The organism is Spongiibacter marinus, from assembly GCF_016906995.1.
Lineage (GTDB): Bacteria > Pseudomonadota > Gammaproteobacteria > Pseudomonadales > Spongiibacteraceae > Spongiibacter > Spongiibacter marinus.
Genome location: NZ_JAFBBD010000001.1, coordinates 120,071 through 137,267, shown reverse-complemented (window position 1 = coordinate 137,267; position 17,197 = coordinate 120,071). Strand labels below are relative to the sequence as shown.

Here is a 17,197-nt window from a genome sequence, read left to right as displayed (position 1 = left end):
ATTATGGCAATGCGCTAATTTGCACTTGTGTGCAGTTGTTTGCGCGGTATAGGGCGGTCTGCTAGTATCGCGGATCGTTTTTTTGGGTGGTTATAAAACAATCACTCTTTTTAAAGCGGAAGATTCGTGCCGATCCCCCAGGCTGGGGCGCTGACGAGGATGTCGGTGGGTGCGAAGGTGCACAGGGATAGTGTGCAATATGTGAGAATCCAGTCGTGATTTTCGCTGTCTATACCTCCCTGTGTCACCAACCCATGGAATGGTTAAGTTGGTGGTATGCCCCAGATAACAACAAATCGATTATTTCCCCGGCCTGTCGCCGCTATCCGTAGGGGGATGATACTCCTCAGCAGCGTGGCAGCCGTGGTGATGGCTGGCTGCTCGACGACCCCCGAATCATCGGCGAAGATGCCGGCGAAAAGTCAGAGAGGCGTGCTCTATTCAGAAGTCATGCTGCGCTCAATGGCCCCGCCGTCGCGTGACCAGGAGGCGGTTCTCAATTCCTATGCCTTTGCGCCCATGGCACCCAACGGTGAGATAAGCGTTGGTGTCCAACTGTATTCCGAAGACGCTGATAAGCCCGATGCGCTCAGCCTGGGTCAGGTGTTAGCCAGCGTGTGGAGTGAGCACCCAAATGTTGTGCGGGCGCTGGCCGAGGTTGAGGCGACGGGCTTTGAAATTTCGGGGGCGCGCAGCGGCTTTTACCCCTATATGTCGGTCACGGCTCGCCAGGCGAGTAACGATGCCTCTGCCACAACGGTCAATATTATTCAGCCGTTGTGGATGGGCGGGCGCACCTCCGCAGAGCTAAAAGAGGCCGAAGCGGGACAATATCGCGCTTTGGCCGAACTGAATCAAACGCGCCTGGACTTGGCTTTAGACACCAGCGAGGCCTATCTGAATGTTGTGCTGGCGAAAGAGCAGGGGCAACTGTGGGCGCGTTATATCAATAATCTTCAGGCCTTGCTCGATACGATTAGTCGTCGTGCATCGTTAGGGGTGTCTCCGGAGGCTGATATTCAAACCGCCCAGACCCGGCTCAGTCAGGCGCGGGCTGGCTTACAGGCCAGTAAATCGGTATTGCTGCGCAGTCGCCTTCACTTGGAGTCTTTGTTGCATCGTTCTGTGCGAGAGGTGCGCTGGCCCGCTGAGCGTTATCGTTTGTCCCATGAAGAGATGTTCAAAATACTTGATGCTCGAGCAATCAAGTACCACCCCGCACCACAACTCGCAGGCGCCGAAATTGCGCTGCAAAAAGCACGGGTAAAAGTGGCTAAGTCGGCGGTTTATCCGCAGTTGAGCTTGCAGTACAGCACGCAGCTCGATCAATCTGCTGGGGATTTCACGCCGGACTCGTCAACGCAATTGGTACTGCAGTTTTCCAGCGACAGTGGCCTCAAAGGGTATAACAGTTACCGGGCAATTCTTCAGCGTTTGCACGGCGCAGAGCAAGATTTGGTCTATTCCAAACGTGATGTCACCGACATCGTCAGCAGCGCGTATTCCGAACGCAATGCCTCGCAAGAGCAGTTTTACGCGCAAGTGGAAGCGGCGCGCGCGGCAGTGAACTTAGTCGATAGCTTTTTAAGGCAGTTTAAAGTGGGCAGAAAGGCGTGGTTAGAAGTATTGAACGCTCACCGCGAGGCGCACGAAGCCTTGCTGCAAATTTCCGCAATTAAAAAGAGCTATTGGTCGGCGAATACGCGTTTGGCCCTTCACGGAATGATGTGGTCTCGATTAGATGCCGGAGCACCGGCTATTGAATTAGCGCTCCAGGAGCAGTAGGTCAAAGTATGTCTAGTAATCTCGCCGAATCCACCGCTGAAGTTGAAGTGCAAGCAAGACCTACACCCGCTGAGTTGGCAAGCGATGAGCAGGATATTTCAATGCCCTTAGCCGCTAAAGCGCTAATGGACATGGCAAGGCGCAGAGGTTTGCACGCCTCCAAGCACGAAGCCGAGCAGGCCTGGGGGCAGGTCACGGCAAATACCAGCCGCGACCGCCTGATTGCCGCATGGAAGTCGCTATTCAAGGGGCATGCAGTCTCTACAACAAGGTTGGATCTACTTACAAGTGCACAGTTGCCAGCTTGGGTTATGGGTTATGGCGGTGTTGGGGTGGTGCTCAGACTCCCCGAGGGGACCAGTCCTGCAATTATAAAGTGGCTCGGTGTCGAGCCTTTAGACCTGCCAGCAAACCCTGAGGTACTTGTGCCAACGGCACCTTTTGTGGCTGATGCAGAGTGCTCAGTCGATGTGCCCGCGAGAAAGGTGGCTACCTCGGCAATGATTGCGGCACTCAAGGCACATAAGCCGATGTTTCTGAGGATTGCTGTTGCCTCCATATTTATAAATCTTATTGCAATACTGGCATCGCTTTTCGTAATGCAGGTTTACGATAGAGTGGTGCCTAATTTTGCCTATGCGACGTTGTGGTTTCTTGCTGCAGGTATGTTGCTGGCCTACACCTTCGATGCAATTTTCAAGCTAATTCGTTTAAAAATTATGGACGCTACCAGCAAGCGACTGGATGAGGCGTTATCGCTCTATATATTTGAACGCTTGCTGGGCCTAAAGCTGGACAGGCGACCCACGAGGCAGGGGTCACTGGTTGCGCAGATCCGCGATTATGAATCGGTTAAGTCTTTTTTTACGTCATCGACGCTATTCTCTATTGTCGATATGCCCTTCATCGTGCTCTTTATACTTGCTATATATTTAATAGCCGGGCCGGTTGCGATAGTACCGGCAGTATTGGTCATAGTGAATGTCGTGATTGGCCTAGTGGCATACCGTCCAATCTCTCGTCTTCAAAAAGAAAATACGGATGCCATTGTCAGAAAGCAAGGCATGCTATACGAAGCGGTTTCTGCGGGAGAGATTATAAAGTCACAAGGTGGTGAGGCGCGTTTTTCTGATCTATGGCTAAATGCGACTCGTGAGTCCTGCGATAAAAATGAAGAGCTGAATTACGTCTCGTCCGCAGCGCAAATTGCGAATAGCTTCTTTCAGCAGCTGAGTTATATCTCGATCATAATCGCTGGTGTGTATGTGATCGAAACGGGTGAGCTAACAATGGGGGGGCTCATTGCATGCTCGATCTTGGGTGGGCGGGCGCTATCAACAATCTCGAATATCTCGCCTTTACTACTGCGTTGGCATCATTCTAGCTACGCGCTAAAGGTGCTTGATAGCGTCCTAGATAGCCCCTCAGATGAAAATGAGCAGCGTGAAGCGAACACGCAGTCGCTACCCTTAGATATTACGATTGAGGATATAATTTACAGCTACACCGGTTCGCAAATTCCACAGTTTGAATGTCCGGCGTTAACCATTAATGCCGGCGAGCGTGTCGCAGTGGTTGGAAAAAACGGCAGCGGAAAATCGACGTTGTTAAAGATTATCGCCGGGATTGCAACGCCAAACAAAGGCAATATACGAGTTGCAGGGCTCGACTACGAACATTGCCGCCAGAGTTGGTTAAGGTCCGTTATAGGGTACCTACCGCAAGAGCCAAGGCTTGTGTCCGGTACGCTCCTGGACAACCTTACACTAGGCATGAGCATGCCCGATGAGGAAAAAATAGTAGAAGCGCTTGATAAAACAGGGTTGTTAGAAGCAGTGCAACGTCACCCAATGGGATTGCAGCTACCTATATCCGAGGGGGGGGCAGGTATGTCTGGTGGGCAACGACAGGTTGTTGGTTTGACAAGAGTGCTGCTACAAAATCCAAAAATATGGCTGCTGGATGAACCTGCCGCAAACCTTGATTCTGAGTTAGAAAAAAAGCTTATAGATGTTATTTCATCACTGCCAGCAGATACCACCGTGATCTATACCACGCACAAACAATCCTGGTTATCACTGGCTGATAGAGCATTAATGGTGCAAAACGGCGAAATACTCGCGGATAAGGAAATCATTAAAAATAGTACGCAAGCCAGCGAGCTGGGTTCTAATGGAGTGCGAGGTGAACATGAGCCTAAATGAGCAGTTATTTGCACGCGCTCGGCCAATTCAGCTGGCTAATACCTCACGCGTCTTCATTGCCGTAATAAGCTTGGCTCTTGCCGCAACGGCTTGGGCCAATTGGGCGGTGCTGGATGAGCAGGTCCGTGCAACGGGTAAGGTTATCGTGTCAAGCCGCTCCCAAATAGTGCAGGTTGTTGATGGCGGCGTGCTGGAGCGCCTAACCGTGAGGGAGGGGGATGTTGTCGATGCCGGCGACATACTAGCCGAGCTGGACCGCACGCGTTTTGCCGCCAATGCAGCCGAGACTCGCTCCAAAGTATTGGATCTAACGGCAAATGTGGAACGCTTACGCGCTGAGCTCAACGGTACGCCGCTGAAATTTAGTGATGCCGTAGCAAGGGAAAGCGACCTCGCCGAACGACAAAAGAACCTGCATACGCGGCGCCTGCGTCAGCAGCGCGAAGAGCGAGTCAGTGTCAAAAAATCACTGCGACTTGCACAGGAAGAGCTAAGCGCTTTGCAACAGCTGGCGCGCACGGGTGATGCCTCTCAGTCAGAAGTGTTATCGGCGCGACGCCAAGTGGTTGAGCTCACTGCTGAGCTTACTAACAGGCAAAATGAATATCGCCGCGACGCACAAAAAGAACTGGCGAGCACCCAGGCGGAATTGGAACAAACCTTGCAAATCTACAAGCAGCGCCAAGAGGCGTTGGCGGCCACGACTATTCGAGCACCGATGGCTGGTAGCGTTAAAAATATTCGCATTACCACCTTGGGGGCGGTGCTTAAAGCGGGCGATGAGCTGTTGCAGATAGTGCCCTCAGACGAGCCCTTGCTAATAGAAGTGCGTATTTACTCAAAAGACGTGGCCTTTGTCAGACCGGGGCTCAGAGCGAATGTAAAGCTAGATGCGTACGACTCCAGCATCTATGGCGCGCTGGAAGGTGAGGTGGTGTATGTGAGTCCTGACACCATTGATGAAGATCTGCGTCAAAATGAAGACCCTTACTATCGCGCTCAAGTAAAAATCACTAAGTTTCCCGAGGCGTCGAAGCAAGAAAAAATAGAAGTGATACCGGGTATGACAGCAACGGCGGAGATTATTACCGGCCATAGAACGGTTGCGCAGTATATTCTTAAGCCCTTGCGTCGCGGCAGTGCCGAGGCACTAACCGAGCGCTAAAAAAGTTTTATTATCTTGTAGCGTTTTTATGGCATTGTACTATGCTATAAAAACTCAAAAAATAAAGTGTGGTCTCGCTCTAAATATTAAATTAGATTGTTAATAGTGCATCATTAAAGTGCGCTGTAACAAACTGGAAAGCGAAAAGATTTAATTAAAGATAAAATCTTTCGAGCAACTTTATAGGGTATTGACGTGTTGACAACGCTGACGTACCTTTCAAGCTCGAAAAAGTTTATGTCAAGCCGGTACTCGTACATACCGGCGTTACGCAAGTCTGTTTCAAGGATTGAGTACAGCGCGTAGCACGGCAGGCAGGGAGCCTGCTATTGACCAGAATACTGATTGCAAAATCAGTTGCTGTAGAGATTCCGGCGGATGTCGGATAGTACTCGTACCCAGGGAGATACAAATGAAAAAGCAAGGAACGCGTGAGCAAATTACAGTGGATGTGGATACGACTGCTGTCGACACATTGTCTGCCGAATTGGCGGCTGCTGTAGCCCCCCAAGCCGAACTAGAAACCGCACCTGTAGAAGGCCTCTTCGACGATGAGAAGAAGCTGGAAGAGGAAGTGGCGCTTAGCGAAGGCGCAATTCAAACTGAAGCCGTAGAAGTTGCTGCTGCCGACAATGGCGTTGCGGCAATGGTTCTGGCTGACACCAACGCACAGTCATCTGGCGGCGCATCAACAGGAGGTTCCGCGGCTGGCGGTATGTCTACAGGTATGTGGGTCGCAGCCGGCGTTGGTGCTGCGGCAGTGGGTTATGCCGTAGCTGACGACGATGACAGTGATGGCGGTAGTAAAAGCAGTGACAACGACAATAGCAATAACAACCCAGACCCTACCCCCGAAACTTACACCGTGTCGGCCAGCGGTGTGGATGTAGTCGAAGGCGACCAAGGCGATAGCAACCAGTTGACCTTCACTCTGACCTTAGACAAGGCCCCTGTTGGTGAAAGCGTAAAGGTCACCGTGGTTGCCGGAGCTGGAGATGTGGATGGTGCTTCGGTCGGTCAAGATTTCAAGGCCTTTGCTCAGGATGTTGTGTTTGCTGAAGGTGAAACAACCAAAATCATTACGGTAGATGTAAATGGCGATGGCGACTTCGAAGGTGATGAATCAGTAAAACTGACTATTACTGGTTCACAGCTTACGGCTACTGCTACAGCAGAAGCACTGATCCTCAACGACGAAACCAATTCGTTGAAGACTACTTTAAATGACGACACTATTGTTGGTACAAGCTTAGACGACGAAATTTTATCGGGTACTGTAAATTCTAATGGTGGTTTCGCTGCCCACACTTTAGGGACGGCAGATACCATAGACGGTGGTGATGGTTTTGACACATTGAAACTGTCTCATAATAACTTTGATAATCTGACGTTAAATTCTGGATCGGTAGAACGCTTAGAAGCGAAGATTACAGCTGGCGTTAATGTAACTCTTGATATGTCAGGCTCTAATGACTTCCAAGAAATTGTAAATACCTCCCAAGCGGGTAATGTCTTTACCGTTACAGGATTGAATGATGATGTTAAGTTCATCCAGCAAGATGGCGGATCAACGACCGAAATTAGCTATTCGCAAAATGGCCTACAAGGTTTAGACAATGAATTAGATGTGGCCATGAATAATGCCAATGGCGCCCAGTTTGATTTTGATTCTGCACAAACTGTCGGCATTGATACGCTTAACCTGGAAGTGAACGGCCCTGCCGCCAATCCATCGTCGACCGTCACCTCTTTTAGTAACAGCACTATCCAAGACGTTGACGGCCTGACTACCGTGAATCTATCTGGTAACGGCAATGTAGCAGGTGTTGGTAATTTAGCAGAGGATGCAACGCCAGCTATCTTCAACGATGTGACTACCTTCGATGCCTCTGGCTTGGAAGGAACGCTGGATATTAACTTGCTAGGTGATGCGGGTGCTCCTCCGTTTACTGATCGCAATATCACTTTCACTGGTGCTCAGGATGATACGTCGCTGGTTATTGGTCAGGGCAATAACACAGTCAACTTCCAGGGCGGCGACGATCTGCTAGTTCTATCGTCAACCGGCTTTAACGGAAACGACTCGGTAGATGGCGGTGCAGGCAACGACAGCCTTGAAATCCACTTCAATGACACTATTTCTGCCGCAGCAGGTGGTGTATTACCTAATGGTACCACCCCAAATGGATTGGATGATGCATCTGATGGCGTAGTGCAAGCGATCAATAATGCTACAAATGTTGAAAACTTGATTGTCGATGTATGGACTCAAACTACTGAAGATGTAGACCTTGATGCAGCATTAATTGCGAACTTCACTGGCTTTGTTTTTGACGATACTTTTGCTGATGGTGGGCTTGCCAATGTTCAAGACGCGGACATTAGCGATGTAACGGTTGACAATGTTCGAGACGTGAACACCTTCACTTTTGCAACAGACCGTGTAGATGACACGGAATTCAACGCCGCAGCAGGCAACAACACACTGAATATTTCGCATATGGGTAGTGATGCTTCAAATGCGTTCAATGATAACGATAGAATCGACAATGTTGAGGCGAATGGCTTCAGTCAAGTCAATATCGAGCTAATCAATACGAATGTTGACGATCTCACTACCGGTGTGGATGAAACTGGTCGTAATCAAATTGATGATCTGTATGTTGAGGACGGTTCTACAACCACGCTGACAGGTCAGACCGGGCAGGTCGATATAGAGGTTGATCAAGCGGTGGCTTCTGCTGCATCTGCTGCTCACAATATTACTTTCGATGCGAGCGGCCTCCAGACCTCAGGTGACCGTACGCCGGGTGCTACTAACCCGAATGACTTTGCAAACTACTTCGAGTTTTACGGCGAAAACATTACATTCTTCGGTACTCAGCAAGACGATGACGTATTCGCCTCGGACGGTGCTGACGCTATTAATGGTAACGGCGGTGACGATTTCATCGTTGCTCGCGCTGGAGACGATGTTGTTCAAGGCGGCGCAGGTAATGATCGAATTTACGCTGGCGAGACCTTTGCACGAGGTGTAGCTGAAGGTATCGATAAATTAGATGGCGGCGATGGTAACGACACCTTCTACTTCCAAGTGGCGGACGTGGGCGGTGGTATTGATGCAGGCTTGACCTCTGCTGATGAAGTGAGCGGCGGTGCCGGCACCGACAGCGTTGTGTTGTTGAATGCTGCAGTGGACCTTCGCGACGGTGTCTTTAATAACTGGAGTGGAGTCGAAAATTTAACGCTATCCGATATCACGTTGATTGGCGGCGCGACGCAGAACCTGTTAACCATTAACCAAATTGCTAATGACCGTGGTATCAACAATATCACCGGTAGCAGTCTTATTGATGAGATTATCGTAGGGGAAGGTTTTGTTAACGATCTGTTGATTGATCTGAGCGATGGCGGAGATGACATTCTCAATGGTGGTGCAGGTACTGCGACCGCCGCAAAAGGTGCTATCACGGTTTTCTCTACCGCGAGTGAGATCGACCAGTTCGACGATTTAGTCTTTGGTGACAGTAAGTCAGATACTGTTCAGCTCGAAGCTGACAATGGTAATGCAAACCTTGATGGTGTGCGTTCAGCCGAATTCGTGAAGCTTCAGTCTAGTGTCGCTGGACGTGATGTGGATGTTGATATTACCGACAACGCTGTCGTAAATAGCCTGTCTGCAGGGGTAAATACCCTGACAGTAGATGGCAGTGGCATGCAGAATGCGCTGGACGCTTTCGGCAATATTGTTGATTCTGCTGACATCACCCTGGATGCCTCGGCATTAACCAGCGCGAAGTCAATTACTGTGATTGGCGGTGAAGGTAATGACCTCTTCATGACTGGAAGTGCCAATGACGTGATTGATGGTGGTGCGGGTGATGATGTGCTAGTGGGCGGGCTGGGTGCGGATACCCTGACCGGTGGTGCAGGCAATGATACCTTTACCTACAACGCGGTAGCGGAGTCCGCGGGTGTTACCATTGATACTATTCTTGACTTTGTGTCGACAGGTGCATCTGCAGATCAGATTGAGTTTAACCTCGGTGCAGGTGCAGGAAACTTTGCAGGCAACCAAGCGAGTTTTGGAGCGGCTCAGGGTGCGACCACTCAGGCTGACGGCATTATTGACTATGTCTTCCAAGTGGATACCAGCACTTTGTGGGTAGATGCTAACGACGATGGTTCTTTAAATGCTAATGACCTGCAGATTGTTCTCGATGGTGTTAGTGCTATTCAGGCCAATGATGTAGTTGTTGCCTAAATGATTGGTCTAACTGCCTAGCAGAATAGGTAGGTGACTATTGATCCCTGTCGCGCTTGCGGCAGGGATTTTTTCGTTAAAAAGGGAGCTAGTATGCATAATCAAAAAATCGTTACCATTGATGGTCGAGAATACAGTCTAGAAAAATTAAGTGATCAGGCTAAGAGCCAGCTAATGAATGTGCGAGTAGCTGACCAGCGGATTACGAAGATGCAGCAAGACTTAGCCATACATCAAACTGCCCGCAATGCTTATGCGCGCGCCTTGGCTGAGACCTTGTCGAAAGTTGATCAATAGGTCTCCCAAGCTGCAAAACGTTTGTCTTGGAAAGCCGCTGATGCGGCTTTTTTATGTGCCGGTGCTAGAGATGGCCCGCTTTATTTGGCGCTACGCAGCCTCTTGCCATTGCCTTGCCCCCACCCTACACTGACAAACTCTTGTCGGGGCGCCCGTCACGGCCAAATCGGCCAGGGCTGAGATCGCGTAGCGAGTCCCGTTGCACCTGATCTGGATAATGCCAGCGTAGGGAACAAGGTCGCCTCAGTCATATTCCGTCTCTACTGACGATCTGCTCCCTGTGTTTACAACACTGAGCGCCTACGTGCGCGGGGGGAATAATGAGTTCATCTGAATATCCGTTGCTGCGTGAAACTGCGCAAGTCGATGCCGCTGCCGTTGAGCCCCTGCCGGGTTCGTCAAAGATTTATGTTGAAGGGAGTCGTTCTGACCTCCAGGTCCCAATGCGGGAAATCAAGTTGACGGCGACGCCTGTGCAAGACCCTGACGGTTCCACTCGCTTAGAGCCCAATGCACCGGTGCGGGTTTATGATACTTCTGGTCCGTACACTGATCCCGCGGCGAGCATTGATATTCGCAAGGGCTTAACGCCAATTCGCGAGCAGTGGATATTGGATCGCGATGACACCGAGCTGCTGAGCAGTGACAGCTCTGAATATACCCGTCAACGCGCCGCTGACTTGAGCCTTGAACAGCTGCGGTTTGACCTAAAGCGCCGCCCGCGTCGCGCGAAAGCGGGTCAGAACGTCAGCCAAATGCATTACGCTAAGCGCGGCATCATCACACCAGAGATGGAATACATCGCCATACGTGAAAACATGGCACTGGCGCAGGCGCGTGAGTCGGGGGAGTTGGCGGTGCAGCATCCGGGACAATCCTTTGGGGCGAGCATTCCCAAAGAAATTACCCCCGAGTTTGTTCGCGACGAGGTCGCTCGCGGTCGCGCCATTATTCCGGCCAATATTAACCACCCTGAACTGGAGCCGATGATTATCGGCCGTAACTTCCTGGTAAAGGTGAATGGCAATATCGGGAATTCCGCACTGGGTTCGTCCATTGAGAAAGAGGTTGCCAAACTCACCTGGGGCATTCGCTGGGGTGCCGACACCATGATGGATTTGTCGACGGGCAAAAATATTCATGAGACCCGCGAGTGGATTGTGCGCAATTCGCCTGTGCCGGTGGGTACCGTGCCGATTTACCAGGCGCTGGAAAAGGTCGACGGCATCGCCGAGGACCTCACCTGGGAGATCTTCCGCGATACGCTGATAGAGCAGGCCGAGCAGGGCGTGGATTACTTTACGATCCACGCAGGCGTGCTACTGCGTTACGTGCCGCTAACGGCGAAGCGCGTAACCGGCATTGTGTCGCGCGGTGGCTCGATCATGGCAAAGTGGTGTTTGGCCCATCACAAAGAAAACTTCCTTTACACCCACTTTGACGACATCTGCGAAATCATGAAGGCCTATGATGTGTCGTTTTCGCTGGGTGATGGGCTTCGCCCCGGCTCGGTTGCTGACGCCAATGACGAAGCGCAGTTCGGCGAGCTGCGTACCTTGGGTGAGTTGACCAAGAAGGCGTGGAAGCACGATGTTCAGGTGATGATTGAAGGCCCCGGTCACGTGCCGATGCAGATGATCAAAGAGAATATGGACGAGCAGCTAAAGCACTGTGACGAGGCGCCGTTTTATACACTGGGGCCGCTCACTACTGACATCGCGCCGGGCTACGACCACATTACCTCGGGCATTGGCGCGGCGCAGATCGGCTGGTATGGCTGCGCCATGCTGTGTTACGTCACTCCGAAAGAACACTTGGGCTTACCCAATAAGGATGATGTAAAAACCGGCATCATTACCTACAAAATTGCGGCGCATGCGGCCGACTTAGCCAAGGGGCATCCCGGCGCGCAATTGCGTGATAACGCCTTGAGTAAAGCGCGCTTTGAATTCCGCTGGGAGGACCAATTCAACCTGGGGCTCGATCCGGACACCGCGAGGGAGTTTCACGACGAAACCCTGCCCAAGGAGTCCGCGAAAGTCGCACACTTCTGCTCAATGTGTGGGCCAAAGTTCTGTTCGATGAAAATCACTCAAGATGTGCGTGATTACGCTGCAAAGCTGGAATCAGGCGATATCGAGCAGGAGATGGCGAAAAAGTCTGCCGAATTTAAAGAGCAGGGTAGTGAAATCTACCACAAGGTGTAGGCGCGTATGAGCGCAATGTCTATTGCCGTTGTTGGTGGCGGTTTGCTCGGGCGCTTGCTCGCCTGGAAGTTGCTGCAGCGTGGGCACCGGCTCTGTATCTTTGAACGCGGTAGTCGCGCTGCCGAGCAGAGCGCGGCGCGTATCGCCGCGTCGATGCTGGCGCCGTACACGGAAGTGGCGAGCGCCGAGCGTCAGGTTTTCGACTGGGGCTTGCGCGCTCTCGCGTGGTGGCCACAGAACATTGCTGAGCTGGGCGAAGCAACCGGCGTGGATATCACATGCCGCGTTGATGGCAGTGTTGTCGTTGCGCACGAACTGGACCAGTCCACACTGGCGCATTTTCTCCAGCAGTTGCAGGCGGTCGTGCCCGATCATTTAGCCGATGTTGAGCAACTTTCTGCGGCGCGCCTCGCGGAACTGGAGCCGGAGTTAGCGGGTCGTTATCGCAACGGTTTGTTCCTGCCTCACGAGGGCTACCTCGATAACAGCGCGCTACTTCGTGCTCTCGATCACGCCATCGCCGATCTTTCAGGCCAGTGGCACGAGCATGTCGACGTTACTGACATTGAGCCGGGGCGTCTGTATGCGCAGGGCCGCTGGCAAGATTTTGATTGCGTCGTCGACTGCCGCGGGATTGGTGCCAAGGGGCAATTGGCGGGGCTGCGGGGCGTGCGCGGTGAGGTATTGTGGCTGCGTGCGCCAGAGGTGAACTTACAGCGCCCAGTGCGCTTGATGCACCCGCGCTACAAGCTCTACATCGCGCCACGGCCGGATAATCGCTATGTGATTGGTGCCACGGAGATCGAGAGCGAGTCGATGGCGCCGGTGACAGTGCGCAGTCATCTGGAGCTACTGTCGGCGTTGTACAGCTTGCACAGTGGTTTTGCGGAAGCGGAGGTAGAGCATGCCTGGTCGCATTGCCGGCCGGCGATGCCAAACAACTTACCGGTGGTCATGGCTGAGCCGGGCCGTTTGGTAGTGAACGGCCTCTATCGTCACGGCTACCTGCTCAGTCCTCATGTCGTGGAGCAGGCATTGGAAAAATTTGATCAAGGTATGTGTGAACGGGTCCGAGCGTCATGATCGCCGTCAGTGTGAACAATCAGCAGAAGCTGTGCGACAAGCAGAAGTCCCTGGCGGCGCTGCTTCAAGAATGGGGCTTTGAAAGTGGCAAGGTTGCGGTTGCCGTAAACGGTGATTTTGTGCCGCGTTCACGCTATGGCGAGCACCGCTTGCGCGATGGCGATCAGCTAGACGTGCTGGCCCCCGTGCAAGGTGGCTAGCGCTCGTGTGCTCGAAAATTGAGGAATAAAGCATGTCTGTAGATCGGCGGGACTCGTGGAGCCTCTACGGTAAGTCGTTTACCAGTCGCCTGTTGATAGGGAGTGCGCTGTACCCGTCACCGCAGGTGATGTGCGAGGCTATTTTGGCCTCGGGCGCTGAAATTATTACCGTCGGTCTGCGCCGTCAGTCGCCTGAACAAGGCGGTGGCGAGGCATTTTGGCAGCAAATTAAAAGCCTTGGGAAAACCCTGTTGCCGAACACCGCCGGCTGTCACACCGTGAAAGAGGCGGTGACGCTCGCGCAAATGAGCCGCGAGCTTTTTGAGACGGACTGGTTGAAGTTGGAAGTTGTTGGTGACGACTACAATTTGCAGCCGGATCCAATCGCCACCATCGAGGCGGCCCAGCAGTTGAGCAAGATGGGCTTTAAGGTCTTCCCGTATTGCACTGACGACCTGGTTGTTTGTCAGCGTCTGCGCGATGCCGGCTGTGAGGTGCTGATGCCCTGGGGCTCTCCAATTGGTACGGGTAGGGGGTTAATGAACCCCTACAACTTACAAACCATTCGTGAGCGCTTGCCGTCGCTGCCGTTGATCGTGGATGCAGGCATCGGTAAACCGTCTCATGCCGTACAGGCAATGGAGCTCGGATACGACGGCATACTGCTTAATACCGCGGTTGCCCAGGCCAGTCAGCCGGTCACCATGGCCGAGGCGTTTCGCGATGCACTCTCTGCAGGCCGCAAAGCGTATCGCGCGGGTGCAATGCCAGCTCGGCAAACCGCCTCACCGTCGACACCGACGCTCGGTATGCCGTTTTGGCACCAATAATCATCGCCGTGGCGCGAGGCCGGTACCGATAGCAAAGCACTGCTATTATCAGTGGTAGGCGGGTGTCGCGCCCCAACCCATTTCAGCACAGGAAGTCTTCATGTTAACGATCCATCATCTTGGTCTCTCTCGCTCCGACCGGATTATCTGGTTGGCGGAGGAGCTCGGTCTTGAATACCGCTTGGTTAAGCACGATCGCGACCCGGAGACATTTCGCTCGCCACCGTCGCTTTGGGAGGTCAGCCCGATGGGGAAAGCGCCGGTCATTGAAGATGATGGCTTGGTGATCCCGGAATCCGGCGCCATTGTGGAATATTTGCTCGACAAGTATGGCGAAGGTCGCCTGCGGCCGGCCGCCGGGACACCGGAATATATTGAGTATCTGCACTGGCTTCATGCGGCTGAGTCAACGCTGATGACGCCGGTGCTGATGAATATGATCGCCGGCATGAGTGGCGTGGATAACCCCGCCTACAATAGCTTTGTGCACGGCGAATTTGAGACGGTACTCGGGTATATGGAGGGGGTGCTGGCGAACAGGGAGTACATTGCCGGTGAATTTAGCGCTGCCGATATTATGGTCGCCTTTCCGTTGATGATGCTCGATTCGCCGTTGATTCCAGGGCCGGCGGGCGGCGATGTGCTTGGCTCCTACGCCAATATTCAGGCGTATCTATTGCGCCTGCGCGACCGACCAATGTGGCTCAAGGCCGAAGCCATATTTCGTCCAGAGTAGGGAAACCCCACGGTTAATCAGAGGTAAAAAGGCCTTATGGCGAGTCATTCAAAGCCCATTGCATGGACGATTGCCGGCTCAGATTCCGGTGGCGGAGCCGGTATTCAGGCGGACTTGGCCAGCTTTCACGATTTTGGCGTGCACGGCTGTTCAGTGGTTACGGCATTAACAGCGCAAAATAGTTTTACGGTTGGGCATGTGGCCATTACGCCGCGTCGGGCGCTTGCCGCGCAAATTAATGCGCTCGACAGTGACCTGCAGGCGGCGGCGATAAAGCTGGGGATGCTCGGCGGCGAAGATGTTGTTGAGATGGTGGCAAAGTACCTGGCTGACTATCGCGGCTTTGTGGTTTGCGACCCCGTTATGGTGTCTACCAGTGGCGGTCAGCTGATGGAGGATGGTGTCAGCGAAGCGTTGATCGAAAAAATCTTGCCGCGCGCCGACCTGCTGACGCCAAATATCAGCGAAGCCGAAACCCTGCTCAATCGTGAGATTAACTCCCCGGCTGATGTAGAGCGTGCCGCCCAGGATATCGTGGTGTTAGGCGCCCGTTCGGTGCTGCTAACTGGCGGGCACCTGAGCACCGATGATGGCTGTCGTCACGACTATTGGACCGATGGCGAGAGTGGCTTCTGGCTGAGTGGCGAAAATATCGACACACTCAATACCCACGGCACTGGCTGTACGCTATCGTCGGCGATAGCGGCGCTGATCGCTCGTGGCTATGAACTGGCTGATGCCTTAGTCATTGCTAAGGCCTATGTCAGTCAGGGACTGCGTTTGGCTGTGCAGCTCGGTGGTGGCCCCGGCCCGGTTGTACACCTGGGCTGGCCGCAGCGGCTGGAGGACTTTCCACGTTTGAGTCGGCAGTTGCCCGCCGCGCCGATTCAGGCGTTACCCGATTGTGGCGGCGAACTGGGTTTGTACCCGGTGGTGGACAGTACTGAGTGGCTGGGGCGCTTGCTGCGTGCCGGTGTTAAAACGATCCAGTTGCGCATTAAAAACCCCGAGCAGAGCAATCTCGATGAGGAAATTCGGCGCGCTGTTGCACTGGGCCAACAATACAGCGCGCGGGTGTTTATTAATGATTACTGGCGCCAGGCGATTGACGCCGGGGCCTATGGCGTACACCTGGGCCAGGAAGACCTGGATATTGCCGACATTGGCGCGATCGCCGCTGCTGGCTTGCGCTTGGGCGTGAGCACCCACAGCTACTATGAAATCGCTCGTGCTCATGCGCTGTCACCCAGTTATATCGCGATTGGCCCGGTCTACCCGACGACTAGCAAGGTGATGCGCTTTGGGGCTCAGGGCCTGACTCAGCTTAAGCGTTGGGTCGATATCCTGTCGCCGAGTTATACCCTTACTGCGATAGGCGGGATCGACCGCCGCCGGGCCCCCGACGTGCTGGCGACGGGCGTTGGGAGCTGTGCGATGATCACCGCGATTACCGAGGCGGATGACCCTGAGGCGGTGGTCGCCGAATTACTGGCGCTTCACTAGCGAAGCTTGGCAAGGTCGGTGTAAAAGTAGCGGTATAAGGCGCTGTGCTCCTCTTCGGGGGTTTGGCGCCAGCCATAGACTTTGGGCTTCTCGCGCTCGATCACCAATGTGCCGAACAACAACCAATCGTAGATCGCTAACAGGTTGCATAGGTTGCTCCCTGAATTTTTGCCACGGGCATGGTGATGGTGGTGCTGTGTCGGGAAGGTGAAAATGTGGCAAAGGGCATACATGCTATTTCTCACCCAAGCCCAGCGGTGGTTGAGGAAGTACAAGTCATAGTTCCAGTTCACGTGGTTGTGAGCCGCCCACAGGCCTTTGAACAGCGTGCCGATAATAAACACCTCTGTGAGCCCCAGGTATAGAGCTAAAAACTGGAACCAGTAATTGGGCATGATGAACCACCACAGCCAGTGCTCGACAAAGGTCTGCGTCACCGTTAATTGCCCCTTGCCGTCGTTACCGCCCGACAAATGGTGCGGGCGATGGCCGATCTTATAGAGGCCTTGCAGGCGTTGTAGCCAGCGCGATTTGGGCCGACGGGCGTGGGCAAACCAGTGTCCAAGGCCGTGGAACAGTTCCTCTAAGGCGATGTAGCCGATAAGTGTTAGCCAGAAGTAATCACTTACCAACCAGCTTAGGCCGCCCTGATACTGAGGGATGATGAGGCCAGCGATCCAAGCGATGCCAAACAGCAGTGCTGGCCGTTGAATAAGCACCATGCCGGCGGCACTCAGTCCCGCCATTTGCCAATCTTCCTTGCTTTTGCGCTCGGCGCGGGCGCGGCCACTGAGCCATTCCCATAGGGCAAAAACAATTATAAATAGTGTCACGAAATGCGCAGGTTGCAGTGTCATGGCAGCTCCTTGTTACTGTTATATGCGGCTGATGTAGACAGGTTACGGGATTTGAGGTATTTGTAA

12 protein-coding genes and 1 riboswitch are annotated in these 17,197 nt (G+C 53.1%); of the genes, 11 read left to right on the top strand and 1 reads right to left on the bottom strand.

Annotated elements, in window-relative coordinates; all coding sequences use genetic code 11:
• The first annotated feature begins 336 nt into the window (after window positions 1–336).
• From HNR64_RS00635 to thiD, 11 genes are all read left to right on the top strand, one after another.
• Complete coding sequence (locus tag HNR64_RS00635; RefSeq protein WP_204994707.1) at window positions 337–1,785, top strand: TolC family protein; 1,449 nt, start codon at window positions 337–339, stop codon at window positions 1,783–1,785.
• 8 nt (window positions 1,786–1,793) lie between these two features.
• Window positions 1,794–3,989: an ATP-binding cassette domain-containing protein gene (locus HNR64_RS00630; RefSeq protein WP_204994706.1), complete on the top strand. Its 2,196-nt coding sequence runs from the start codon at window positions 1,794–1,796 to the stop codon at window positions 3,987–3,989.
• Complete coding sequence (locus tag HNR64_RS00625; protein ID WP_239547460.1) at window positions 3,976–5,154, top strand: beta-barrel domain-containing protein; 1,179 nt, start codon at window positions 3,976–3,978, stop codon at window positions 5,152–5,154. The genes HNR64_RS00630 and HNR64_RS00625 overlap by 14 nt, the downstream gene beginning before the upstream one ends.
• A 412-nt stretch (window positions 5,155–5,566) precedes the next feature.
• Window positions 5,567–9,418, top strand: coding sequence for a Calx-beta domain-containing protein (locus tag HNR64_RS00620; RefSeq protein ID WP_204994704.1), 3,852 nt, complete (start codon window positions 5,567–5,569; stop codon window positions 9,416–9,418).
• A gap of 93 nt (window positions 9,419–9,511) precedes the next feature.
• Window positions 9,512–9,715: a DUF6447 family protein gene (locus HNR64_RS00615; protein WP_204994703.1), complete on the top strand. Its 204-nt coding sequence runs from the start codon at window positions 9,512–9,514 to the stop codon at window positions 9,713–9,715.
• Between the two features lie 134 nt (window positions 9,716–9,849).
• Window positions 9,850–9,964: riboswitch (TPP riboswitch) on the top strand.
• 71 nt (window positions 9,965–10,035) lie between these two features.
• Window positions 10,036–11,922: a phosphomethylpyrimidine synthase ThiC gene (gene thiC, locus HNR64_RS00610; RefSeq protein WP_204994702.1), complete on the top strand. Its 1,887-nt coding sequence runs from the start codon at window positions 10,036–10,038 to the stop codon at window positions 11,920–11,922.
• A gap of 6 nt (window positions 11,923–11,928) precedes the next feature.
• A complete protein-coding gene (thiO, locus tag HNR64_RS00605; protein ID WP_204994701.1) occupies window positions 11,929–13,005 on the top strand; it encodes a glycine oxidase ThiO in 1,077 nt (358 codons plus the stop codon).
• Window positions 13,002–13,205 carry a sulfur carrier protein ThiS gene (gene thiS / locus HNR64_RS00600; RefSeq protein WP_204994700.1) on the top strand — a complete coding sequence of 68 codons (204 nt, stop codon included), beginning with the start codon at window positions 13,002–13,004 and terminating at the stop codon, window positions 13,203–13,205. The genes thiO and thiS overlap by 4 nt, the downstream gene beginning before the upstream one ends.
• A gap of 32 nt (window positions 13,206–13,237) precedes the next feature.
• Complete coding sequence (locus HNR64_RS00595; protein WP_204994699.1) at window positions 13,238–14,035, top strand: thiazole synthase; 798 nt, start codon at window positions 13,238–13,240, stop codon at window positions 14,033–14,035.
• Window positions 14,036–14,135: 100 nt separating this feature from the next.
• Window positions 14,136–14,771 (top strand): glutathione S-transferase family protein, encoded by a 636-nt coding sequence (locus tag HNR64_RS00590; RefSeq protein WP_204994698.1) that lies wholly within the window; start codon window positions 14,136–14,138, stop codon window positions 14,769–14,771.
• Between the two features lie 36 nt (window positions 14,772–14,807).
• Window positions 14,808–16,274, top strand: a complete 1,467-nt coding sequence (gene thiD, locus HNR64_RS00585; RefSeq protein ID WP_204994697.1) for a bifunctional hydroxymethylpyrimidine kinase/phosphomethylpyrimidine kinase — start codon at window positions 14,808–14,810, stop codon at window positions 16,272–16,274.
• Here the strand turns inward: thiD and HNR64_RS00580 are convergent.
• The gene (locus HNR64_RS00580; protein WP_027873170.1) at window positions 16,271–17,131 is read right to left on the bottom strand and encodes a sterol desaturase family protein; all 861 of its coding nucleotides are present in this window, start codon (window positions 17,129–17,131) and stop codon (window positions 16,271–16,273) included. The genes thiD and HNR64_RS00580 overlap by 4 nt on opposite strands.
• Between the last annotated feature and the right edge of the window lie 66 nt (window positions 17,132–17,197).